Consider the following 22,933-nt stretch of genomic DNA (forward strand, 5'->3'; position numbering starts at 1 on the left):
TCAGATCCAGCTGGTGAGGGCGAAGCGCCGGTCGGCGAAGCAGGCGGTGGGCAACGCCACCGGCAGGATCTCGTGCAGCGTGTTCGACGGGAAGATCGCCGCGACATTGTGGCGCGGTGCAATCGTCTGGACCGGACCGAAGCGTTGCCGCGCCGCATCCTGAAAGCCGTGCAAGGTGAGTTCCCCGCCGGCAAACCGGCAGGGGAAGCGATGAAGATAGACGACGATGGTGAACGTCCGGTGCGCGACCGGCGCGGCGCCGTCATCGCGGTGCGGGCCGAACCAGTCGCCGTCACCGCTCGCGGCGAGTTCGGATTCCTCGACCGCCGCCGTCACGATCCGGTCGCCGAAGCGTGCGCGAAGCGCATCGCCATGTCTCAGGGCGATCCTCGCCATCAGGTCGCGATGCACCTCGTGCTGCGCCAGCGTCTTGGCGCTGCGGTGTCGCCCGGCATGCAAGTGCAGGTGCGTCGACAAGGTCAGCGCATCGCCGAACATCGCCTCGCTGGCGATCGCGAAGGCGAGCAGTGCCGCCGCATCGGCTTCGGGCAGCGCGTTGGGCAGGACGAGTGCCGGGCGGGCGGGCATCGCCTCGGCCATTGGCCGCGCCGGATAGGCCGATTTGCGGAGGTCGCTCACCAGTAGAGGTTCCAGCGGCCGGCGATGCGCAACGCGTGCCCTTGCAACGTTATCCGGCGATCGTCTTCATTGATCGCGCCGGGCGACGATATCCGGTGAAGCCACAGCCCGCGATGAATCAGCAATCGCCCGACCGAATAGGGATGATAGGCAAGGGTCCGGCGTCGCGCCATGTCGTCGAGCGTCGCGACTCGACCGGCCTTGAACGCCCGGTCGAAATCCTCGACCGTGACGTCCCACAGGTCGAGGCCGCTGCCCTCCGCCGGCAGTTCGAGCGCCAGCGTGAACGATACCGGATCGTCCTCGACCGGGCCGGGCGGGAGGCGCAGGCTTTCATACTGGATATCGAAATGCCGGCCGCTTTTCCCGGCGCCAAGGATGCCGCTGCCCAGGAAGATGTGGAACCCGGGAAAGGCGAGTCCCTCGGCCAGCACCGCCTCGCCCCGCAATTCGGCGGACAGCCGGTCGAGCAGGGATGCATAGAGATCGCCGAACATCGCCCTTAGGTCGCCGTTCGTGGCGTCGATCTTGCCGTAATAGCTGTAGTCCGGATCGGCGTCCGGCGGGCAGGCGTCGAGATAGCTTGCCCGCCCAAGCGTGAAGAAGGTCGAATCGCCGCGCGGACTGCGGTCGATCCATTTGTCCCGGTTGCCGGTCACGCGCTCGACCACGGAGCGGCAGTCATCCGTATCGAGCAGGTCGGTGACGGCGATCATCGCCGCACCCCGGTCAGCAACGCGACGAGCGCGGCGGTGATGCTACCGTCCAGCCGCTTGTCGTAGGAATTATAGCCGGGCATCGGGTTTGCCTCGAGGAGCCAATATTGCCCGTCCCGGTCGACCTTGAAATCCCAGCCGGAAAAGATCAGCCCCATGTCGCGTGCCGTGCGCGTCATGCGTTCGATCAGCGCATCCGGCAGCGTGACCGGGGCATAGGTCGCCTCGCCATCGATGCGATAGTCGGTCGCCTCGCTGTCGATGCGTAGCGCGAGCACGCTATCGCCGACGACATGGGCACGCACGTCGGCGCCCTCCACCCGTCGCTGCAAGTGGACCGGCCCGCTTTCCGGCCGGAAAGTCGTGAAGTCGTCCGGCGTCACGCCCCAGCAATCGGCACGGGCGCCGGAAATGGTCTTCACGATCGACGGCGCTCGGGCAAAGGCCGATAATGTCGCCGCGTCCGAACTGGTCAGCGATGGGGGCACGAGGAAACCGCTGCGCGCCAGAAGCGCCTCGTGCAGCGGCTTCGACCCATTGTCCTGGAAATGGCCCGGCCGGTTGATGACGATCGCCTCGCGGATGCTTTCAAGCCACGCGTTCAGCGCCTGGACCATCGACTGCCAGGACAGGCCGTCGCGCCGCGATTCGACGACCGACGACAGGTCGATCGGGCGGACATAATAGCGGCCGCTGGCGGGCAGGTGGCGCTCCGTCTCGCCGTCACGCCAGATCGCGTCCTGGCCGGGCAGCGGGAACATCCACTCGGCCAGCGCCAGATCGTGCAGGTCGACAAGCTCCACCTCGGCGCCGTTCGCCCGGCATTGCGCCACGAAATGGCGGATGGTCGGATCAGTGCCCAGGCCGATCGCGGTGATCATCGGGCCAGATGCGCGACGGCAGCGGCGGCAAACGCGTCCCAGGCGAAATCGATGTCCTCACGGTGCGGCCAGGGTGTGATGCGGGCGAGATACGGATCGCGCAGATCCTCCGACAGCGCCCAGATGATGAGCGCCATGTCGAGCCCGAGCCGATCGGCCAGCGTCACGCTGTCCGCTGCCAGGTCATGGCCGGCCACCTGTTGTCCGCTCCGGCACCAGGCGTCCCGGCCGAGCACCAGCACGACCTCATATTGTTCGCCGGGCCTGACATAGCGTCCGCGTTGAGGCCCGGGATAGGCGGCGTGCTGATCATGGCCCAGCGGCTCGAGGGAGTCGGGTGATTTGAAATACCAGCCCGTGTCGCGTCGCGGCCATGTCGCGCCCTGCAGGAAGATTTCCATGCGATCGGTAGGCAGGCCGCCGCGCAGTTCGTTCACCGAGGCCGACAGGCTGCAGCCGCCGCCAAAGCCCATCGGCCCGGGGCGACCGAGCACCGGTGCGGTACTCAGCGCGCCGATGGCCCACAGCGCCGCCAGCGCCTCGCCCTGCAGGAAGCGCGCATCGGCACTTTGCGTCGCTGACAGGCGTGGCGCGCGGATGACCATCGGCACGCGCGGCACGACCGTCGCATCGCCGTCCCGCACCATGACCGAGAAGCGTCGTGCCGCTGCTGCCGCATCGAGGCGAACCGGGGTCCGGCCGGCCGCTGAAATCGGGCCGGCCAGCGCGTCGGCAAAACTGTCGCCCGGTTCGCTCACGATCAGCACTGCATTGTCGAGGGCGTCGTGCCCTTCCCCGGCTTCAGAACAGCTGGACACTCTTGACGAACCCCCGGACGGCATTGGCTTGCTGCTGCGCCACCCGGTTCATCAGCGTCCAGTTCAGCACCTCCACTTCGCCGAAGCGGCTGAACGGGTCCGACGCCTCGCTTCCCGCCATCTTGCCGCCGTCGGAGGTTTCCTTGCCGGCTTCCTTGGAATCCTTGGATTCCTTGCCCTCCTTGCCTTCCTTGGAGTCTTTCTGTTCCTTGCCTTCCTTGCTTTCCTTGCCCTTGGGGAATTTGGGCGGCTGCCAGGGGGAAAAGACCGTTTCGTCGGCGACCTCGATGCCGCCAAGGCTGACGGCGATGCCGTCCATGCCGCCATTCTTGCCGTCGAGCTTGGCCTTTTCCGGGGCGCCGATTCCGTTGGCGACGGCGTCGTTAACGGCGCTGTCGAATGCACGGATACGGGTTCCCGCAAGTTGCGCCAGCAGGTCATGGCGATGCGTCGCGCCGATGAACGGGGTGGGCTCTGACTGTTCGTTGGACATTGTTTCGCTCCTTATTTCACGAGCAGAAGTTTAAGCAGCGAGCCAATGTTGATGCCGTCGATCACTAGCCCATCGACATCGCAATTCTTCAATTGCACGGCGCGCAACGAGCAATTCTCAATGACGGCGCCATCGAATTCGCAGGCGCTGAAATGGGTGCTTTCGAAATTGCTGCGATGAAAGGCGGAGTTGAAAAAATTGGATGCTCCAAAAATGGAGTGACCCGCCGTGATGTTGCTGAAGGTAGAGCTGGTTGCATCCTGTGCAATGCAGATCATATTGGGGGACAATAGCGGCTTTTGCCGGGTGTCGCTTTTTTGCATTCGAGCCTCCGCTGCCTCTGCGAACAGAGGCGATTGTTTGGCGCGGCCCGAATCGTCAGATCTACAAGCGGGTGATCTGTTGCGGGCCCAATGCCACAGGCGGATGACTGGAGTCCAGACTGTCAGGCTACCCGTAGGTGCCTGTACGAGCTGACAATTTGAACCATAGTGGTTTTAATCATGTCCTCGGCCCGATAGACTTCGGGATCGTCAGCCTTTGGCCGGGCGGCCTTGTCCGGCGATCGCCGAGAGCAGGATGCCGGCGACGATGAACGCCATGCCCCAGAAGTGGAAAGCGTGGAGCGCCTCGCCGAGAAGAAGGGCGGCGAGCAGGGCGCCGAACAGCGGCATCAGCGCGATCATCTGTCCGGCCCGGCCAGCGCCGAGCGTGCCGACCGCTCGATTGTAGAGGGAATAGGCGATCAGCGACGGCAGCACCGCGACATAGGCGAACGCGCCGATCGTCGAGGGGCGCCAGGTGACCGAGGCGCCGTTCAACCATTCCTGCGCCGCCAGCGGCAGCATGGTGAGCGTGGCGATGACGAAGGTGGCCGCCAGGAAGCTCAGCGGATCGACGCCGGGCCTGAGCCGTAGCAATACGGTATAGAGTGACCACGCCACGATCGCGCAGAGGATCAGCAAGTCCCCCGTGCCGAGCTGGAGATGGAGCAGGGTCGTGAGATCGCCCCGCGAGACGACCCAGCCTACGCCGACCGTCGAGGCGATGACCCCGAGCACCTGAAGCAACGCCGCCCGTTCACGAAAGATCAGGCGTGCGAACAGCACGACCATTGCCGGGATCCCTGCCTGGATCAACATCGAATTGGTCGCGGTGGTGTGGCGCAGGCCGGAATAGAGGAGGGCGTTGAACGCGGCGACGCCAAGCAGCCCGAGGAGCAGCACGATCCGCCAGTTCGCGCGTAGCACCGGCGCATCGGCGCGCAGCCGCCGCCAGGCGAACGGCATCAGGATCGCGGTGGCGCCAGCCCAGCGCACCAGCGCGAGGGTGAAGGGCGGGATATCGTCGCGCACGGCACGCCCGACGATCGCGTTCCCGGCCCAGAACAGCATGACGATGGCGAGGAAGATATAGGCGTTCAGGGTGGCGCGGGCAGTCGGGGCGGGGTTGTCTTGCATGCTGTCTTTCCCGCCCGGTCGTGAAGGGTGAGCGGGTTACCGCACGCAAGGCGGTTCGGCCAGCCATGGCGGCCGGAGTCGCTTTTTCGTGCTTTGCCTGGACGACATCGACCCAACGCCGTTCGTTTCGAGCGACGTCGAGAAACCTGCGCTGCGGCCAGTCCAAGTATCTCGACTTCGCTCGACACGACCAGAAACAGGGGAACGGATTTCGAAGCCGGTGCGCTAGACCACCCGGTATGGCACCGTCCCGCGGAGATCGGGGTCGACCGCGATGTCGCGGTCGGCTGGCGGGAAGGCGCGCTGGTCGCAATCGTCGCGCGGGCAGAGCCGGCAGGAGATGCCGATCGGGATCGGCGGTGCCGTCCGGTCGAGCGCGTCGGCATAGACGAAGTCGGCGGCGTGCTCCGCCTCGCAGCCGAGCGTCACCGCGTAGCGGCGCGGGCTGCGGGTGAAGCTGCCCGATGGCTTCACCAGGCCCTTCGCCATCGAGACGTAGCGCACGCCGTCGGGTGTCTCGGCATGCTGCACCACGATCCGGTCGGGAATGGCGACCGCTTCGTGCACGATCCACAACGGGCAGGCGCCGCCGAAGCGGGCGAACTGGAGCCGTGTCGCCGAATGCCGCTTGGTGATGTTGCCGGCCATGTCGACCCGGCAGAAATAGAAGGGGATCCCCTCGGCCCCCGAGCGCTGCAACGTGGAGAGGCGATGGCAGGCCTGTTCGAAACTGACGCCGAAGCGGCGGCACAGCCGGTCGATATCGTGGCGCATCTGGCGCGCGGTGGAGCGGAATCGGCCATAGGGCATGGTCAGGGCGCCGGCGGCATAATTGGCAAGGCCGATGCGCAGCAGGTTGCGCGCCTCCGGGCTTGATACCGATGCTCCGTCGACGATCTCCTGGATCGCGCCGGCGAACTCGATCGCGACGAGCTGGTGCGCGATCAGGAAGCGGCGGCTCTCGGGCGGCATCGCGCCGTTGAGCGACAGGGTGCCGCGCTGGCGGTCGAGCGCGCGGAGCGGCGCCGCCTCGTCGGGCGCGGCGACGATGGCGATGCCGTGGGTGGCGAGCCGTGCGACCAGCGCCACCTCGTCAGGGCCCAGTTGCTCCGCCAGCGATTCGGCCGCGCGGTCGAGCGGGTCGACATAATTGCCGGCGAAATGGAACCAGTCGCGCACCGCCTCCCACGGCATGCGGGCCCCCGCGCCGGAGATGCCCGATGTCATGCTCTCCTCGATGATTTGAAGCCGCTCCTCGGCCGCGCGCACGGCGGCGTGCAGCGTGATGATGCGGTCGGCGATCTCGGGCCGTTCCTCGGCGAGTCGCTCGATCGCCTCGGGCGGCGGGGCGGGGGGAAGAAGCGGGTCGGCCAACGCCGCGGTCAGGCCGCTCAGGCGCATGGCCGGCGCCTCGCTTTCGATCAGCGCGCCGGGATGGCGGCGACGCAGGGCGGCGGTCACCGAGGGCGTGAGCGGGCGGTCGCCGCTTTCGAGCTGGGAAAGATAGCTCACTGAAATGCCCAGCCGTGCCGCCATCGCCGCCTGGTTGAGCCCGGCGCTGCGACGGAGAGCGCGGAGTTGTTCGCCGGCGTAGAGGCGTGGGGTGCGGGGCATGCTGCTTATCCTGCTTCCCCGGCGAAGGCCGGGGTCGAGTTGGGACGGTCGAAGTGGTGATGCGCGCGGCTCCCCGAGCAAGGGCTCCCGACCGGACCGCGGCCTTTGTCCGGAAAGTACTTCACACCTCATCCCTTCGCAACTTCGCAAATTCACATTTGCAAAACGCCCCGCGGCTTGAAAGAGAAATGCTCCCCAGTACCGGAGTACCCCATGTCGTCGACGATCGAGGAGCTTGAGCGCCGCCGCGAGGCCGCCCGCATGGGCGGTGGCGAGAAGCGGATCGCGGCGCAGCACGCACGGGGCAAACTCACCGCGCGCGAACGGTTGCAGGTTCTGCTCGACGAGGGGTCGTTCGAGGAGCTCGACATGTATGTCGAGCACAATTGCGTCGATTTCGGCATGCCCGACCAGGTCATCCCCGGCGACGGCGTGGTGACCGGCTCGGGCACGATCAACGGCCGGCTCGTCTTCGTGTATAGCCAGGATTTCACCGTGTTCGGCGGCTCGCTCAGCGAGCGGCACGCGCAGAAGATCTGCAAGATCATGGACATGGCGATGAAGGTCGGCGCGCCCGTGATCGGCCTGAACGATTCGGGCGGCGCGCGAATCCAGGAAGGCGTCGCCTCGCTCGGCGGCTATGCCGAGGTGTTCCAGCGCAACGTTCTGGCCAGCGGCGTCGTCCCGCAGATATCGCTCATCATGGGGCCATGCGCCGGCGGCGCGGTATATAGCCCGGCTATGACCGACTTCATCTTCATGGTGAAGGACAGCTCCTACATGTTCGTCACCGGGCCGGATGTCGTGAAGACCGTTACCAACGAGATCGTCACGCAGGAGGAGCTGGGGGGCGCGGTGACTCATACCACCAGGTCTGGTGTCGCCGACATCGCCTTCGATGACGATATCGAGGCATTGCGCGCGGCCCGTGACTTCGTCGACTTCCTGCCCGCGTCGAACCGCGAGGCGGTGCCGGAGCGGCCCTGCTCCGATCCGTGGGACCGGATCGAGAACAGCCTCGACACGCTGGTGCCCGCCTCGGCCAACCAGCCCTACGATATGCACGAGCTGATCCGGAAGACGGTCGACGAGGGCGATTTCTTCGAAGTCCAGCCGACTCATGCCGGAAACATCATCATCGGTTTCGGCCGGATCGAGGGCCGCACCGTCGGCGTGGTCGCTAACCAGCCGATGGTGCTGGCCGGCTGCCTCGACATCAATTCGTCCAAGAAGGCGGCGCGCTTCGTGCGCTTCTGCGACGCGTTCGAGATCCCGATCGTCACCTTCGTCGATGTGCCGGGCTTCCTGCCGGGGACGGCGCAGGAGCTGAACGGCATCATCAAGCACGGCGCGAAGCTGCTCTTCGCCTATGCCGAGGCGACCGTGCCCAAGATCACCGTCATCACGCGCAAGGCTTATGGCGGCGCCTATGACGTCATGGCATCAAAGCATCTGCGCGGCGACCTCAACTATGCCTGGCCGACCGCCGAGATCGCGGTGATGGGCGCGAAGGGCGCGGTCGAGATCATCTTCCGCGGCAAGAGCCCGGAAGAGATTGCCGCGCGCACCGCCGAATATGAGGCACGATTCGCCAATCCGTTCGTGGCGGCGTCGAAGGGGTTCATCGACGAGGTGATCCAGCCGCATTCGACCCGCCGCCGGATTGCGCTAGGCCTGCGCAAGCTGCGCGGCAAGAGCATCGAGAATCCGTGGAAGAAGCACGACAACATACCGCTTTGAGGTGTGTCGTTGCGCGAGGCTGTTGCGCTCAATGCCGGCTTGGGCGCAGGTAAAGGCCCTCAACAGATGACAGGTGATGCATGATCCTTTTCCTGACCATGGCCCTTCAGGCAGCCGCGCCGGCTGCCGCTGCACCAGCACCCGCCGCTCCCTGGACGCCGCGCCTGCAGTCCGACCCCGCGACCGGCGCGAAATCGGGCAAGGTCTGGGCTGCCTCGCGGGAGGGCAATGGCCAGCTTGTCGTTCGCTGCGACCGCCGCACGGAGAATATCGTCTCGATCCAGTTCATCCCGAGCCTGCCGTTCGCCGCCGCGACGCCGCGACCGGTGTCGATCCAGGTCGATGGCGGATCGCCGCTCGGCACCAACTGGGAATTTCCGGGCAAGGGCACCTATGTCGCCGATGATCAGGTGGTGACCACGCTCGCCTCGGCGATCGCGCATGCCAAGGAGATCAAGCTGCGCGTGATCGATCCGATGAACAACGCGGTCGACGCGACCTTCGCCGGTCCGCCCAGCGACACGCCGATCAAGCAGGTGCTCGAGACCTGCGGCTATGTGCTCGGCCAGGTCCCGACGCGAACGCCTGCTCCCGCCCCGGCTGCGTCCAAATGATCATCGGTCGCCTCAACCATGTCGGCGTGGCGACGCCGTCGATCGCCGATGCGATCCCCTTCTATCGCGACGTGATGGGGGCGACCAGGATCCACGAGCCGTTCGATCTGCCCGCGCAGGGCGTGAAGGTATGTTTCGTCGACACGCCCAACACGCAGATCGAACTGATCGAGCCATATGACGCGACGTCGCCGATCAACGGCTTCCTCGCCAAGAATCCGGCCGGCGGGCAGCACCATCTCTGCTACGAAGTGCCCGACATCCAGGAGGCAAAGGCCTGGTTCGAGGCCAAGGGCGCGCGCGTGCTGGGCGAGCCGCGCATCGGCGCGCACGGCACGCCGATCTTCTTCGTCCACCCGAAGGACATGGGCGGGGTGCTGACCGAGATCATGGAAACGCCCAAGGGCGAGGGGAGCCACTAATGGCCTATGAGCATATCCTGAGCGAGCGGCGCGGCGACGTTCTTGTCCTCACGCTCAACCGGCCGGAACGTCTCAATGCGGCGCCCCCCGCGATGTTCGACCAACTGCGCGATGCGCTTGGCGCGCTTGACGGGGCGCGGGCGGTGCTGTTCGCGGGGGCGGGCCGGGCCTTCTGCTCGGGCGCCGACGTCGCGGGTGGCGCGCTGGGGTCCGACAATCCGGGCGAGGCGACCTATCAGGCGCTGACCAACCATTATAACCGGACGATCGAGGCGGTCGCCGATCTCGGCGTGCCGGTGGTCAGCGCGGTGCGCGGCCCGGCGGCGGGGATCGGGTGCAGCCTGGCGCTCGCCGCCGATTTCTGCGTGGCGAGCGAGACCGCCTATTTCCTCCAGGCCTTCGTCAATATCGGCCTCGTGCCCGATGGTGGCGCAAGCTGGATGCTGCCCCGGCTGATCGGCAAGGCCCGTGCGACCGAGATGATGATGCTCGGCGAGCGGGTTCCCGCGGCAAAGGCGCTGGACTGGGGCATGATCCACAAGGTCACGGCCGATGACGCACTCGATGCCGAGGCGTTCGCGCTGGCGGAGCGGCTTGCGGCGGGGCCGACGGTCGCGCTCGGCCTGATGCGGCGCGGCCTCGCCCATGCGCTCGAGGTCGATTACGCCACCGCGATGCTGCGCGAGGCCGAGAACCAGCGCGCCGCGCGCGGATCGGCGGATTCGATGGAGGGCGGCATCGCCTTCCTGCAGAAGCGCAAGCCCGAGTTCCGGGGGGCGTGATGACAAGCTATTCTTGTTCCCCGGAGAAGGCCGGGGCCCAGGCACGAGCGGCCCGATACTGGGCCCCGGCCTTCGCCGGGGAACAGGTATGACCGACAAACCCACCCTTGACGCCTGGAGCGCCGCCGCCGCGAAGGAGGTGAAGGGCAAGGACCTGACCTGGCACACGCCTGAAGGCATTGCGGTCAAGCCGCTCTACACCGCCGAGGACGTTGCCGATATCGACCCCGGCCTGCCCGGCTTCGCGCCGTTCACGCGCGGGGTACGGGCCTCGATGTATGCCGGCCGGCCCTGGACGATCCGGCAATATGCCGGCTTCTCCACCGCCGAGGCTTCCAACGCATTCTATCGCCGCAACCTTGCCGCGGGGCAGAAGGGCCTGTCGGTCGCCTTCGACCTCGCCACGCATCGCGGCTATGACAGCGATCATCCGCGCGTGACCGGCGATGTCGGCAAGGCTGGTGTCGCGATCGACACGATCGACGACATGAAGATCCTGTTCGACGGCATTCCGCTGGACAAGATGTCGGTCTCCATGACGATGAATGGCGCGGTGATCCCGATCCTCGCCTTCTTCATCGTCGCGGGCGAGGAGCAGGGTGTTTCGCAGGCTCAGCTCGACGGCACCATCCAGAACGACATCCTGAAGGAGTTCATGGTCCGCAACACGTACATCTACCCGCCCGAGCCGAGCATGCGGATCATCTCGGACATCATCGGCTACACGTCGCGGCATATGCCGAAGTTCAACTCGATTTCGATCTCCGGCTATCACATGCAGGAAGCCGGAGCGACGCAGCTCCAGGAGCTTGCCTTCACCATTGCTGACGGGCGCGAATATGCGAAGGCGGCGATGGCCTCGGGGCTCGATCTCGACGCGTTCGCCGGGCGGCTGAGCTTCTTCTTCGCGATCGGCATGAACTTCTTCATGGAGGTCGCGAAGCTGCGCGCGGCGCGGAAACTCTGGCACCGGGTGATGACCGATCTCGGCGCGAAGGACGAGCGCTCCAAGATGCTGCGCACGCATTGCCAGACATCCGGCGTGTCGCTGACCGAACAGGACCCGTACAACAACGTCATCCGCACCACGATCGAGGCGATGGCCGCGATGCTCGGCGGCACGCAGTCGCTGCATACCAACGCGCTCGATGAGGCGATCGCGCTGCCGACCGATTTCTCCGCCAGGATCGCGCGCAACACGCAGATCGTGCTGCAGGAAGAGACCGGCATGACTCATGTCGTCGATCCGCTTGGCGGCAGCTATTATATCGAGAGCCTGACCCAGGAATTGTACGACAAGGCCTGGGAGATCATCGAGCGGGTCGAGGCCGAAGGCGGCATGGCGAAGGCGGTGGCGGCTGGCTGGCCGAAGGCGATGATCGAGGAAGCCTCCGCCGGGCGCGCCGCGCGCGTTGACATGGGCGAGGACGTGATCGTCGGCGTCAACAAGTACAAGCTGGCCGAAGAGGATGCGATCGACATCCTCGACGTCGATAACGTCGCGGTGCGGGAATCGCAGATCGCGCGGATCAGGAAATCCAAGGCCGGGCGTGACGAGACGAAATGCCGGGCGGCGCTCGATGCGTTGCGCGAGGGCGCGGCGGGTAGCGAAAACGTCCTCGGCCTCGCGGTCGAATGCGCCCGCCAGCGCGCGACGCTGGGCGAGATCAGCCAGGCGATGGAGGATGTGTTCGGTCGCTACGGCACCAAGCCGACGCCGGTCTCCGGCATCTATGGCGGCGCGCATGAGTTCGACCGGCGCTGGCTCGGGCTGCTCGACGGGGTGAATTCGCTCACCCACCGCATGGGCCGCAAACCGCGCCTGCTCGTCGCCAAGATGGGGCAGGACGGGCATGATCGCGGGGCGAACCTCGTCTCATCGGCATTCGGCGATCTCGGTTTCGAGGTGGTGCCGGGGCCGTTGTTCCAGACGCCGAAGGAGGCCGCCGATCTGGCCATTGCGTCGGATGTCGACGTGGTCGGCGCGTCGTCGCTCGCGGCGGGGCACAAGACATTGATCCCGGAACTGATCGGCCATCTGCGCGAGGCTGGCCGGAGCGACATCAAGGTGATCGCCGGCGGGGTTATACCGGCGCAGGATTATCAATATCTGCGCGACGCCGGCGTGCAGGGGATTTTCGGCCCCGGGACCAATCTGGTCAACGCGGCCGGCGACGTGTTGAAACTGCTGGGGCATAACCTGCCTCCGATCGAGGAAGCTGCTGAATGAGTGACACTTTTGAACTCCCCTCCCGCTTGCGGGAGGGGCCGGGGGTGGGCTCGCGCGATCCTCAGACGGAAGATTCGTTGAAGCCGGGCGCCCACCCCCCAGCCCCCTCCCGCAAGCGGGAGGGGGAGCCGCTTCGTACCGACTGGACCCGCCAGGAAATCGCGGCGCTGTTCGATCTCCCCTTCACCGAGCTCGTCTTTCGCGCGGCCGAGGTGCACCGTGCGCATCATGCGGCGGGCGAGGTGCAGCTCTGCACATTGCTGTCGATCAAGACCGGCGGCTGTCCCGAGGATTGCGGCTATTGCTCCCAGTCGGCCTCGGCCGATTCCGAGCTCAAGGCCGAAAAGCTGATGGAGGTCCAGGCGGTCCTCGCCGCCGCCGCCGAGGCCAAGGCAGCGGGCTCGCAGCGTTTCTGCATGGGCGCTGCGTGGCGCAACCCCAAGGACCGCGACATGGGCGCGGTCGTCGCGATGGTCGAGGGCGTGAAGGCGATGGGCCTCGAGACGTGCATGACGCTCGGCATGCTGGAGCCGCACCAGGCGCACCAACTCGCCAAGGCAGGGCTCGATTACTACAATCACAATATCGATACCTCGCCCGAACATTATGGCGATATCATCACGACGCGGACCTTCCAGGACCGGCTCGATACGCTGGAGACCGTGCGCCAGGCCGGCATCAATGTCTGCTCGGGCGGCATTGTCGGCATGGGCGAGACCCGCGCCGACCGCGTCGGCTTCGTCCATGCGCTGGCGACCCTGCCGCGCCATCCGGAGAGCGTGCCGGTCAATGCGCTGGTGCCGGTCAAGGGCACTGTGCTTGGCGACATGCTGGCCGACACGCCGCTGGCGAAGATCGACGATATCGAGTTCGTCCGTACCGTCGCGGTCGCGCGCATCACCATGCCGCTGTCGATGGTCCGCCTCTCGGCCGGGCGTGAGAGCATGAGCGACGCGACCCAGGCGCTCTGCTTCATGGCGGGCGCCAACTCGATCTTCACCGGCGAGAAGCTGCTGACCACCGGCAATGCCGGCGGCGGTGCGGACGCCGCGTTGTTCGCCAAGCTCGGCCTGGTGCCAATGGAAGGCGAGGAGCCGATGCGGAAGGAAAAGACATGCTGCTGACCATCGCGCTCCTCATCGCAGCTCCGCAGACCCAGACGCAGATGACTCAATCTGCGGGGACCGCCTATGCCCGGGCTGATACCGAGATGACCCGGGTGTGGCGGGCGACCCTCGCTTATATGAAGGGCCGGGACGCGCAGAACGGCTCGCGCGGCGGTGGCTTCGGCTATGCCGCGGCGCTGCTGGAAAGCCAGCGCGCCTGGCTGAAGTTCCGCGACACCGAATGCGTCATCGAGGGCGGCGAGTTCGCCGGGGGATCGATGCAATCGATGACGATCGCGGGCTGCCGGACACGGCTGACCTCGGAGCGCACGGCGCAACTCAAGTCGCTGATGTGGCGAGGGTGACGTTGCGGAAGACGCCACGATACACACCGTCATGCTGAACTTGTTTCGGCATCCAGGCGCGGTCACCCGTCTGGAGAGCGACGATCCCGGGTCAACTGACCGCGCATGGCCCCTGAAACAGGTTCAGGGTGACGAAGGTTTTTGGGGTAGCTGATGTTCAAGAAAATCCTGGTCGCCAATCGCGGTGAGATCGCCTGCCGCGTCATGCGCACCGCCAAGAAGATGGGGATCGCGACGGTCGCCGTCTATTCCGATGCCGATGCCCGCAGCCCGCATGTGCTGATGGCGGACGAGGCGGTACGGCTCGGGCCGCCGCCGGCTGGCGAGAGTTATCTGCTCGCCGACCTGATCCTGCTCGCCGCGAAGCAGACTGGCGCTGACTGCATCCATCCCGGCTACGGCTTCCTGTCGGAGCGGGAGAGCTTCGCGAAGGCCTGTGCCGAGGCCGGCATCGCGTTCGTCGGGCCACCGCCCAAGGCGATCGCCGCGATGGGCGACAAGATCGAATCCAAGAAGCTGGCCAAGGCAGCCGGCGTCAATGTCGTGCCCGGTTTCCTGGGCGAGATCGCCGATACCGAGGAGGCGGTGCGCATCGCATCGGAGATCGGCTATCCGGTGATGATGAAGGCCTCGGCCGGCGGCGGCGGCAAGGGCATGCGGCTTGCCTATTCGGAGCAGGATGTCCGCGAGGGTTTCGAGGCGACCAAGCGGGAAGGACTTGCGTCCTTCGGGGACGACCGCGTGTTCATCGAGAAGTTCATCGAAAGCCCGCGCCACATCGAAATCCAGGTGATGGGCGACCAGCACGGGAACATCGTCTATCTCGGCGAGCGCGAATGCTCGATCCAGCGCCGCCACCAGAAGGTCGTGGAAGAAGCGCCATCGCCTTTCGTCACGCCGGAAATGCGCAAGGCGATGGGCGAGCAGGCCGTCGCGCTGGCCCGCGCGGTCGGCTATTATTCCGCCGGCACAGTCGAACTGATCGTATCCGGCGCGGACAAGACCGGCCAGGGTTTCTACTTCCTGGAAATGAACACCCGGCTCCAGGTCGAGCATCCGGTCACCGAGTGCATAACCGGCCTCGACCTGGTCGAGCTGATGATCCGAGTCGCGGCGGGCGAGCCGCTTGGTTTCACCCAGGACGATGTGACGCTCACTGGCTGGGCGATCGAGAACCGGGTCTATGCCGAGGACCCCTATCGCGGCTTCCTGCCGTCGATCGGGCGGCTGGTGCGCTATGATCCGCCCGAGGACGCACGGCCTGCCTACGGCCCGGTCGCGACCGACGGCGACGCCTATGTCCGCGTCGATGACGGCGTGCGCGAGGGCGGCGAGGTCTCGATGTTCTACGACCCGATGATCGCGAAGCTGATTACCTGGGCACCGACGCGCGAGGAGGCGATCGACACGCAGATCGCGGCGCTCGATGCGTTCGAGATCGAGGGGCCGGGCAACAATCTCGATTTCGTCTCCGCGCTGATGCAGCATCCGCGCTTCCGCGACGGCGCGCTGACCACCGGCTTCATCGCCGAGGAATATCCCGACGGCTTCCATGGCGCCCCGGCCTCACCCGATCTGATCCGCAGCCTTGCCGCCATCGCCGCTTTTGCCGCGACGGCCGAGGCCGATCGCGCACGACGCATCGACGGACAACTCGGCAAGCGGCTCCAGCCGCCGTCCGACTGGGTGGTGAAGATCGGCGATGCCGACCATGCGGTGGCGATCTCCACTGACGGCATCGTCGTCGATGGCGAGGAGCTTGATATCGCGCTCGAATATACGCCGGGCGACCGCGTGATCGAGGCGGAGATCGGTGACGCGCTGCTGATCGTGAAGATCGCCCGTGCCAGTGCCGGTTTCCGCCTGACCACGCGCGGCGCCTCGCATCGCGCCCGCGTGCTCCCCGCGCATGTCGCGCCCTTCGCGAAGCATCTGATCGAGAAGATTCCGCCCGACCTGTCGAAATTCCTGCTCGCGCCGATGCCGGGGCTGCTGATGCGGCTCGACGTCGCGGCGGGCGACAAGGTCGAGGCGGGCCAGCCGCTCGCCGTGGTCGAGGCGATGAAGATGGAGAATATCCTGCGCGCCGAGAAGAGTGGCAGGGTCAAGTCGATCAACGCGGCGCCGGGTGACAGCCTGGCGGTGGACGCCGTGATCCTGGAGATGGAATAGCTATTCGCGACGACCCGGCGAAGTCCCGGCATCATGCCGGGACTGTCCGGGCGTCGGCGGCTCCATAGTGTCGTGAATTCGTGATGCACCGTGCGCCCGATCCCGGAACAAGTCCGGCGGGCGGTCGCAACGGTACGAATTCATGTCGATTCTATTGCAGGAAGGGGCGGCGTTCAGCGTGTTTCGGCCTGCGAGATCGTACACGGACGACAAATTGCGACAATATTTCGGTGGACCGGCACAGGGTCCGCCGCCATTTGTAACGCTATGTTTCCCAAGCGCATCCTTCTGTTGTTCACCGCCGCCCTGCCGCTCCAGGCGTGCGTGGTCGGGCCGGACTACGCCCCGCCCGTGCCCGGCGCGCTGGGCGTGCCCGGGGGCTATTCGACCCCGGCGCCGCAGGGCCAGCCAGCGGATATCTCGGCCTGGTGGACCAGCTTCAACGATCCGCTGCTGACCTCGATCGTCGACCGCGCGCGCGACGGCAATCTGGATATCGCCCAGGCCGTGTCGCGGCTGCGCCAGGCGCGCGAATCCCTCGTTCAGGCGCGCACCCAGCGGTTGCCGACGGTGACCGGATCGGCCGGCTATCGCCGCAATGGGTTCGACACGATCGGCGCGCGGGACAATTTGTCGGTCGGCGCCGACGCTTCCTATCAGGTAGATCTGTTCGGCGGCATCAGCCGCTCGATCGAGGCGTCGCGCGCCAGCTATGCGGGCAGCGGCTACGATCTTGCCACGGTGCAGACATCGATCGCGGCGGAGGCGGCGCGGAACTATATCCTTGCCCGGCAAGCCCAGGCGAGTCTTGCCATCGCGCGAGGTTCGCTCGGCATCCAGGACGACAATCTGGAGATCGCCGGGTTCCGCGTGCAGGCGGGGCTGGTCTCGTCGCTCGACGCCGAACAGTCGCGAGCGCAGCGGGCGCAGACGGCGGCGACCATCCCCTCGCTTGAGCAGAATTATCAATCGGCGGTGAACCGGCTCGGCGTGCTGACCGGCCAGGCGCCGGGCGCGCTCAAGGCAGAGCTTGTGGCGACCGCGCCGATCCCCGCCGGCCCCGCGTCAGTGGCGGTCGGCATCCCGGCCGACGCGATGCGCCAGCGTCCCGATGTGCGGGCGGCGGAGCGTCGCCTCGCCGCCGCCACCGCGCAGATCGGCGTGAGCGAGGCGCAGCTTTACCCCGCGCTGAGCATCACCGGGAATATCGGCACCGCCGCCGCATCGTTCGGCGGCCTCGCCGATATCGTCACCGGCAGCCTGTTCGCCGGCCTGAGCCAGCTGATCTTCGATGGCGGGCGCGTTCGCTCGCAGGTCCGCGCGCAGCGGGCGGCGGCCGAGGGCGCGCTTGCCGCCTACAAGCAGACGGTGCTCACCGCGCTTGAGGATGTCGAGAATGCGCTGACCGCGCTCCAGTCGGCGAAGGACCGCCAGGCGCAGTTCGCCATCGCGCTCGACGCGGCAACCAACAGCGCGATCCTGTCGCGTAGCCAGTATCGAGCGGGCCTGACCGACATTACCACGCTCAACACCAATGAAAGCGCCCTGCTCTCAGCGCAGAACGGGCTTTCCAACGCCAGGGCCGATCAGGCCCAGGCGCTCGTCCAGCTCTATCTCGCCCTTGGCGGCGGCTGGGACAGCAACGCTGTTCCCCAGGCGCCAGCGGCGCAACTTCCCCGGGAATGACCATGGCCGATCCGAACAGCAACGATATCGACGAGTTCCTGGGCGTTAAGGCAACCCCGGCATGGCGCCGCTACGTCAAATGGGTGCTGGTCGGCGTCGGCGTGGTCTTGCTCCTGCTGCTGGCGAAGAGCTGGTTCGCCGGCCCGGCCAAAAACGTCTATGCTACTGACGAGGTGCGCCGCGGGTCGCTATCGGTCACCGTGTCGGCTACCGGCAAGCTTGCCCCGACCAATCAGGTTCAGGTCGGCTCGGAGCTTTCGGGTCTCGTCACCAAGGTGGTGGCGGACGTGAACGACCGGGTCGTGGCGGGCCAGCCGCTCGCTTTGGTCGATCCGTCGCGCTTCCAGGACAGCGTCAACCAGAGCAAGGCGGCGCTCGACGCAGCCGTGGCGACGGTCGGCCAGAACCAGGCGACGCTCGCCCAGTCGAACGCGCAGCTTGCGCGCCTGCAGGAGGTCAGCCGGCTGTCGGGCGGGCGCGTTCCCGCCAAGACCGAAATGGAGCAGGCGATCGCCGACCGTGACCGCGCGCTCGCCAATCTGCGCGCGGCCCAGGCGAATGTGGTGTCGGCGCGTGCGGCCCTGTCCTCGAACGAAACCCAGCTCACCAGGGCGGTGATCCGTTCGCCGGTCAATGGCGTGGTGCTTGCCCGCCAGATCGAGCCGGGCCAGACCGTCGCCGCCTCGTTCAACACCCCGACCCTGTTCGTCATCGCGCAGGACCTGTCGACGATGAAGCTGGAGGTCGCGATCGACGAGGCCGATGTCGGCTCGGTCAAGCAGGGCCAGCAGGCTAGCTTCACCGTCGATGCGTTCCCGGGCAAGACCTTCCCCGCCTCGATCACCCGGGTCGATCTCGGCTCGAACCTCAGCGCGCAGACGACAACGACCACCACCACGACGACGGCGCAGGTCGTTTCCTATGGCGCGACGCTCAGCGTGGCGAACGCCGACCAGCAGCTTCGCCCCGGCATGACCGCGACCGCGGATATCGTGACCAATGCGCGTGCCAATGTACTGCTCGTGCCGAACGCGGCGCTGCGTTTCAAGCCAGCGGCGACCAGCCCGAACGCGGCTGCCAGCGGCGGGATCACCGGTGCGCTCGTGCCGACCCGGCCTCGCCGTGGCGGTGGCGGCGCGCCACGTACGGCGACGCTCGGCGCGGGGGCGAAGCAGACTGTCTATATCAAGGGCGAGGACGGCCAGCCGAAGCCGGTCGAGATCACCACGGGCGTGACCAACGGCACCGTGACTGAAGTCGTCGGCGGCGACCTGAAGCCCGGCGATGACGTGATCACCGGCCAGCTCAACGGCGACAGCACGAAGAGCAGCGGCCAGCGGCGTCGCCCCGGTGCCGGCGGTGGGGCCGGGGGCGGGCAGCGCGGTGGCCAGTAAGCCTGTCCCGGCCGGGAGTTCGCAGCCGCTGATCCGGCTGCGCGACGTGACCAAGATCTACGGTGAGGGCGCGACTGCGTTCAAGGCGCTGAAGGGTGTCGACCTCGATATCCAGCAGGGCGATTTCGTCGCGGTGATGGGCGCATCGGGATCGGGCAAGTCGACCACGATGAACATCCTGGGTTGTCTCGACGTGCCGAGCTCGGGCACTTTTCTGTTCCGGGGGCATCATGTCGAACGGCTCGGCCGCGACCAGCGCGCGCTGCTCCGGCGCCGCTATCTCGGGTTCGTCTTCCAGGGCTTCAACCTGCTGGCGCGCACCACCGCGCTGGAGAATGTCGAACTGCCTTTGCTCTATCGCGGCGACCCGAAGAAGCAGCGCTACGAGGCGGCGATGGCGGCGCTCGACAAGGTCGGGCTGGCCAAATGGTGGGATCATACGCCGGCCGAACTGTCCGGCGGCCAGCAGCAGCGTGTCGCCATCGCCCGCGCGATCGTGACATCGCCCGACGTGCTGCTCGCCGACGAGCCGACCGGCAATTTGGATTCGGAGCGCTCGGTCGAGATCATGGAATTGCTCAGCGGCCTGAACCGCGATGCCGGGATCACCGTGCTGATGGTCACGCATGAGCCGGAGATGGCTGCCTTTGCGCGGACCATCGTCCATTTCAAGGACGGGCTGGTCGAGCGGATCGACACCAATCACCATGCAGGGGAGAGGGTGTCGTGAGGGTGAACCACCTTCGCCCTCTCCCCTCAAGGGGAGAGGGTTGCGCAGACTTGGTTCCGCTTCTTCAGCGGGACCTAGTCGAAGCTGGGAGAGGGGTGTGCGGTCCGCAGGACCGCGCGGCGCGAAGCGCCGCATCGGCCCCTCTCCCCACCTTCGCCAAGGCAGCAAGCTGCCAAGCTCCGGTACCCTCTCCCCTGTCCAGGGGAGAGGGCGGGATGATCTGATGCTCGCCACCACCTTCCTCCTCGCGATCCGGTCGATCCTGCGGCACAAGCTGCGGTCGTTCCTGACGACGCTCGGCATCATCATCGGCGTCGGCGCGGTCGTCACCATGGTCACGCTCGGCCAGGCCACCACGGCCGCCGTGCAGAAACAGATCTCCGCGCTCGGCACCAACGTGCTTCAGGTCCGTCCGGGCCAGGGCTTTGGCCGAGGTGGCGGCGGGCCGCGTCCGCCCGATTTCAAGCCCGACGACGTCCAGGCCATCGCCGACCAGATCGCCGGCGTCACCGCCGTCGCGCCCCAGGCCCAGTCGACCGCGACCGCGATCTATGAAGGCGCCAACTGGTCGACCACGATCAACGGCACCACCTCGGCCTATTTCCAGGTCCAGCCCTGGCCGCTGTCCGCCGGTCGCGGTTTCACCGGCCCCGAGGAACAGGCGGGCAAGGCAGTGTGCATCATTGGCAGCACCGTCGCGCAGAATCTGTATCGCGGGGGCGCGGCGGTCGGCACGCGGATGCGCATCGGCGGTATTTCCTGCGACGTCATCGGCGTGCTCTCGACGCGCGGCCAGGCCGGTTTCGGCGGCGACCAGGACGATGTCGTCATCATGCCGCTCAAGGCAGTGCAGCGGCGCTTCACGGGATCGACCGATATCCGCCTGATGCTGGTGGGCGTCGACGAGGCCTATTCGACCGCGACAGTACAGTCGGGGATCGAGGACCTACTGCGCGAGCGCCGCAACATCACCGGCAGCAAGACCGACGATTTCAACATCTTCGACACCAAGCAGATATCCGACACGCTGACCGGCACGACCACGCTGCTGACCAGCATCGTCACCGCGGTGGCGGCGATCTCCCTGCTGGTCGGCGGGATCGGGATCATGAACATCATGCTCGTTTCGGTGACAGAGCGGACGCGCGAGATCGGCATCCGCCTCGCCATCGGCGCGGTCGCGCGCGAGGTGCTGCTCCAGTTCCTGGTCGAGGCGGTGGCGCTGTCCTGCCTCGGCGGGCTGATCGGCCTGGTGGTGGCGCAGGTCGCGATCCTCTCGCTCGCGCCGCTGATGCAGGTGACGTGGATCTTCGTGCCGGAGATCAATATGCTCGCGTTCGGCATCTCGGCGGTGATCGGGGTGGTGTTCGGCTATTTTCCGGCGCGACGGGCTGCGTCGCTCAACCCGATCGACGCTTTGCGGCACGAATGAATCTCGCCCTCTCCTTCAACGGAGGGGCTCAAAGAGGTCGGACAAGTGCCCGCAGCCTTTCGAGATCCGCTGGCGTATCGATGTCGATCAGTTCAGCGGGCGACGTCACCACATGCCTGCCCGCGCGTACCAGGTCGCGCGCGCCGGCATCGCCTTCGAGGTTCAGCAGGAAATCGAATTGCCCCGCGCCGAACACGGCCGGCGGGCAGGGGTTCACCCCGTCGCTCGAGGCGACCACCGAATGGCGCGAATCCATCGCCTCGATCAGGTGATAGAGGTGGGAGGCGGTGACGCGCGGCATGTCTGCGAGGGCGATCACCACCGCTTCCGCACCATCGTCGCGCGCATTCTGCACGCCAAGCTTCACTGACCGCGACATACCGATCTGCGGATCGTCATTATGGATCACCCGGTATCCCCGGCTCCCGAAATCGAGATCGGTGCCGTTCTTCACCACGAAACGCGCCTGGAAGGGGATATCCTCGAACGCCGTCACCACATGCATCGCCAGCGGCTGGCCCAGGAAATTCTGCTCCAGCTTGTCGACGTCGCCGAAGCGTTCGGAACGCCCCGCCGCGAGCAGGATCAGCACGGTCTTCTCGACATGGATCATGATGCGTTCTTGCCGTCCCGGAAATTGAAGGCGCCCACCATTGCCGCCGCGATCGACAGCGCGATTTCGGCAGGGCCGACCGCGCCGATGTCGAGGCCGACCGGCGCATCGATACGGTCGAGCGCCGCCGCGCCAACCCCCTGCGCGGCGAGCCGTTCCCGCCGCGCGGCGTGGCTGCGACGGGAGCCGAGCGCGCCGACATAGGCGGTGGGCGCGGCCAGCGCGGCGATCAGGGCGGGATCGTCGATCTTGGTGTCGTGGCTCAGCGTCACCACCGCCGTCGACGGGCCGGGCGCATAGGCCGCGACCGCCTCATCCGGCCAGCGATCGTCGAGCGTGACGCCGGGGAAACGCTCCTCGGTCAGGAAGCGGGCGCGGGGATCGATCACCACCGTGTCGATGCCCAGTTCGCGCGCCAGCCCGGCAAGCGCCTGCGCGATCTGCACCGCGCCGACGATCAGCAGGCGGCGCGGCGGATCGTATCGGTTGAGGAAGGCCGACCCGGTCTCAAGCGGGCGTGCGTCGCTGTGTCCGGTATCGAGGCTGGTCGACACGGTCAGTGCCTTGCCCGCGTCGCGCGCCTCGGCGATCCGGTCGAACAGTTCGGGGTCGAAGCCTTCGGCCGAGACCGGCTGCACCATCACCGCGATCTCGCCGCCGCAGGGCAGGCCGACTTCCCAGGCGGCGGCATCGGCGACGCCATAGCTCTTCACCCGGAACGGCGCGCCGGCGATCACTTCTGCGGCGGTGGCGAGGATGTCGCTCTCGATGCACCCACCGGAGACGGAGCCTTCGAACCGTCCGTCGGCATGCACCAGCATATGGCTGCCGCGCGGTCGCGGCGCCGACCCCCAGGTGGAGACGACCGTGGCGATCGCCATCGGCGCGCCCTTCCAGGCCTGGGCGGCGGCGAGGACGGTGTCGTTATCGGCCATTCAAAAACACTCCGTCATGCTGAACTTGTTTCAGCATCCATGCGCGGACAGGTGCACCACGAGTGACGCCTGCGGGGCGATGGCCGCGCAT

General features: G+C 66.7%; 22 protein-coding genes. 12 read left to right on the plus strand and 10 right to left on the minus strand.

Going from position 1 to position 22,933, the window contains the following annotated elements; all coding sequences use genetic code 11:
- From NDN01_RS00465 to NDN01_RS00500, 8 genes are all read right to left on the minus strand, one after another.
- Positions 1-639: a 2OG-Fe(II) oxygenase gene (locus NDN01_RS00465; RefSeq protein ID WP_272625181.1), complete on the minus strand. Its 639-nt coding sequence runs from the start codon at positions 637-639 to the stop codon at positions 1-3.
- Positions 636-1,355: a hypothetical protein gene (locus NDN01_RS00470; protein ID WP_272625182.1), complete on the minus strand. Its 720-nt coding sequence runs from the start codon at positions 1,353-1,355 to the stop codon at positions 636-638. Before NDN01_RS00470 ends, NDN01_RS00465 begins: the two co-directional genes overlap by 4 nt.
- Positions 1,352-2,236: an ATP-grasp domain-containing protein gene (locus NDN01_RS00475; protein ID WP_272625183.1), complete on the minus strand. Its 885-nt coding sequence runs from the start codon at positions 2,234-2,236 to the stop codon at positions 1,352-1,354. Before NDN01_RS00475 ends, NDN01_RS00470 begins: the two co-directional genes overlap by 4 nt.
- Positions 2,233-3,054, minus strand: a complete 822-nt coding sequence (locus NDN01_RS00480; RefSeq protein ID WP_272625184.1) for a hypothetical protein — start codon at positions 3,052-3,054, stop codon at positions 2,233-2,235. The genes NDN01_RS00475 and NDN01_RS00480 overlap by 4 nt, the downstream gene beginning before the upstream one ends.
- Entirely contained in the window at positions 3,038-3,547 is a 510-nt protein-coding gene (locus tag NDN01_RS00485; RefSeq protein WP_272625185.1) for a hypothetical protein, read from the minus strand. The genes NDN01_RS00480 and NDN01_RS00485 overlap by 17 nt, the downstream gene beginning before the upstream one ends.
- 11 nt (positions 3,548-3,558) lie before the next feature.
- Entirely contained in the window at positions 3,559-3,870 is a 312-nt protein-coding gene (locus tag NDN01_RS00490; RefSeq protein ID WP_272625186.1) for a pentapeptide repeat-containing protein, read from the minus strand.
- A 210-nt stretch (positions 3,871-4,080) separates the two neighbouring features.
- Positions 4,081-5,007, minus strand: coding sequence for a DMT family transporter (locus NDN01_RS00495; RefSeq protein WP_272625187.1), 927 nt, complete (start codon positions 5,005-5,007; stop codon positions 4,081-4,083).
- A 225-nt stretch (positions 5,008-5,232) separates the two neighbouring features.
- Positions 5,233-6,621 carry a helix-turn-helix domain-containing protein gene (locus NDN01_RS00500; RefSeq protein WP_272625188.1) on the minus strand — a complete coding sequence of 463 codons (1,389 nt, stop codon included), beginning with the start codon at positions 6,619-6,621 and terminating at the stop codon, positions 5,233-5,235.
- Positions 6,622-6,834: 213 nt separating this feature from the next.
- Between NDN01_RS00500 and NDN01_RS00505 the strand changes: the two genes are divergently transcribed.
- From NDN01_RS00505 to NDN01_RS00560, 12 genes are all read left to right on the plus strand, one after another.
- On the plus strand, positions 6,835-8,361 hold the full coding sequence (locus NDN01_RS00505) for an acyl-CoA carboxylase subunit beta (RefSeq protein WP_272625189.1): 1,527 nt from the start codon (positions 6,835-6,837) through the stop codon (positions 8,359-8,361).
- A gap of 80 nt (positions 8,362-8,441) precedes the next feature.
- A complete protein-coding gene (locus tag NDN01_RS00510) occupies positions 8,442-8,975 on the plus strand; it encodes a hypothetical protein (protein ID WP_272625190.1) in 534 nt (177 codons plus the stop codon).
- A complete protein-coding gene (gene mce, locus NDN01_RS00515) occupies positions 8,972-9,397 on the plus strand; it encodes a methylmalonyl-CoA epimerase (protein ID WP_272625191.1) in 426 nt (141 codons plus the stop codon). The genes NDN01_RS00510 and mce overlap by 4 nt, the downstream gene beginning before the upstream one ends.
- Entirely contained in the window at positions 9,397-10,179 is a 783-nt protein-coding gene (locus NDN01_RS00520; RefSeq protein WP_272625192.1) for an enoyl-CoA hydratase-related protein, read from the plus strand. Before mce ends, NDN01_RS00520 begins: the two co-directional genes overlap by 1 nt.
- An 88-nt stretch (positions 10,180-10,267) precedes the next feature.
- Positions 10,268-12,409 carry a methylmalonyl-CoA mutase gene (gene scpA / locus NDN01_RS00525; protein ID WP_272625193.1) on the plus strand — a complete coding sequence of 714 codons (2,142 nt, stop codon included), beginning with the start codon at positions 10,268-10,270 and terminating at the stop codon, positions 12,407-12,409.
- Complete coding sequence (gene bioB, locus NDN01_RS00530; RefSeq protein WP_272625194.1) at positions 12,406-13,533, plus strand: biotin synthase BioB; 1,128 nt, start codon at positions 12,406-12,408, stop codon at positions 13,531-13,533. Before scpA ends, bioB begins: the two co-directional genes overlap by 4 nt.
- On the plus strand, positions 13,524-13,880 hold the full coding sequence (locus NDN01_RS00535; RefSeq protein WP_272625195.1) for a lysozyme inhibitor LprI family protein: 357 nt from the start codon (positions 13,524-13,526) through the stop codon (positions 13,878-13,880). Before bioB ends, NDN01_RS00535 begins: the two co-directional genes overlap by 10 nt.
- A 150-nt stretch (positions 13,881-14,030) precedes the next feature.
- Complete coding sequence (locus NDN01_RS00540; RefSeq protein WP_272628429.1) at positions 14,031-16,052, plus strand: acetyl-CoA carboxylase biotin carboxylase subunit; 2,022 nt, start codon at positions 14,031-14,033, stop codon at positions 16,050-16,052.
- A 267-nt stretch (positions 16,053-16,319) separates the two neighbouring features.
- On the plus strand, positions 16,320-17,738 hold the full coding sequence (locus NDN01_RS00545; RefSeq protein WP_272625196.1) for an efflux transporter outer membrane subunit: 1,419 nt from the start codon (positions 16,320-16,322) through the stop codon (positions 17,736-17,738).
- A 2-nt stretch (positions 17,739-17,740) separates the two neighbouring features.
- Positions 17,741-19,132, plus strand: a complete 1,392-nt coding sequence (locus NDN01_RS00550) for an efflux RND transporter periplasmic adaptor subunit (protein WP_272628431.1) — start codon at positions 17,741-17,743, stop codon at positions 19,130-19,132.
- Complete coding sequence (locus NDN01_RS00555; protein WP_443025271.1) at positions 19,098-19,862, plus strand: ABC transporter ATP-binding protein; 765 nt, start codon at positions 19,098-19,100, stop codon at positions 19,860-19,862. Before NDN01_RS00550 ends, NDN01_RS00555 begins: the two co-directional genes overlap by 35 nt.
- A gap of 223 nt (positions 19,863-20,085) precedes the next feature.
- Positions 20,086-21,294: an ABC transporter permease gene (locus NDN01_RS00560; RefSeq protein WP_272625198.1), complete on the plus strand. Its 1,209-nt coding sequence runs from the start codon at positions 20,086-20,088 to the stop codon at positions 21,292-21,294.
- Between the two features lie 28 nt (positions 21,295-21,322).
- Here the strand turns inward: NDN01_RS00560 and NDN01_RS00565 are convergent, their stop codons facing one another.
- Positions 21,323-21,907, minus strand: coding sequence for a nucleotidyltransferase family protein (locus NDN01_RS00565; RefSeq protein ID WP_272625199.1), 585 nt, complete (start codon positions 21,905-21,907; stop codon positions 21,323-21,325).
- A complete protein-coding gene (locus tag NDN01_RS00570; RefSeq protein WP_272625200.1) occupies positions 21,904-22,842 on the minus strand; it encodes an XdhC family protein in 939 nt (312 codons plus the stop codon). The genes NDN01_RS00565 and NDN01_RS00570 overlap by 4 nt, the downstream gene beginning before the upstream one ends.
- Between the last annotated feature and the right edge of the window lie 91 nt (positions 22,843-22,933).

Origin of the sequence: Sphingomonas sp. QA11, from assembly GCF_028473665.1 — a bacterium.
Lineage (GTDB): Bacteria > Pseudomonadota > Alphaproteobacteria > Sphingomonadales > Sphingomonadaceae > Sphingomonas > Sphingomonas phytovorans.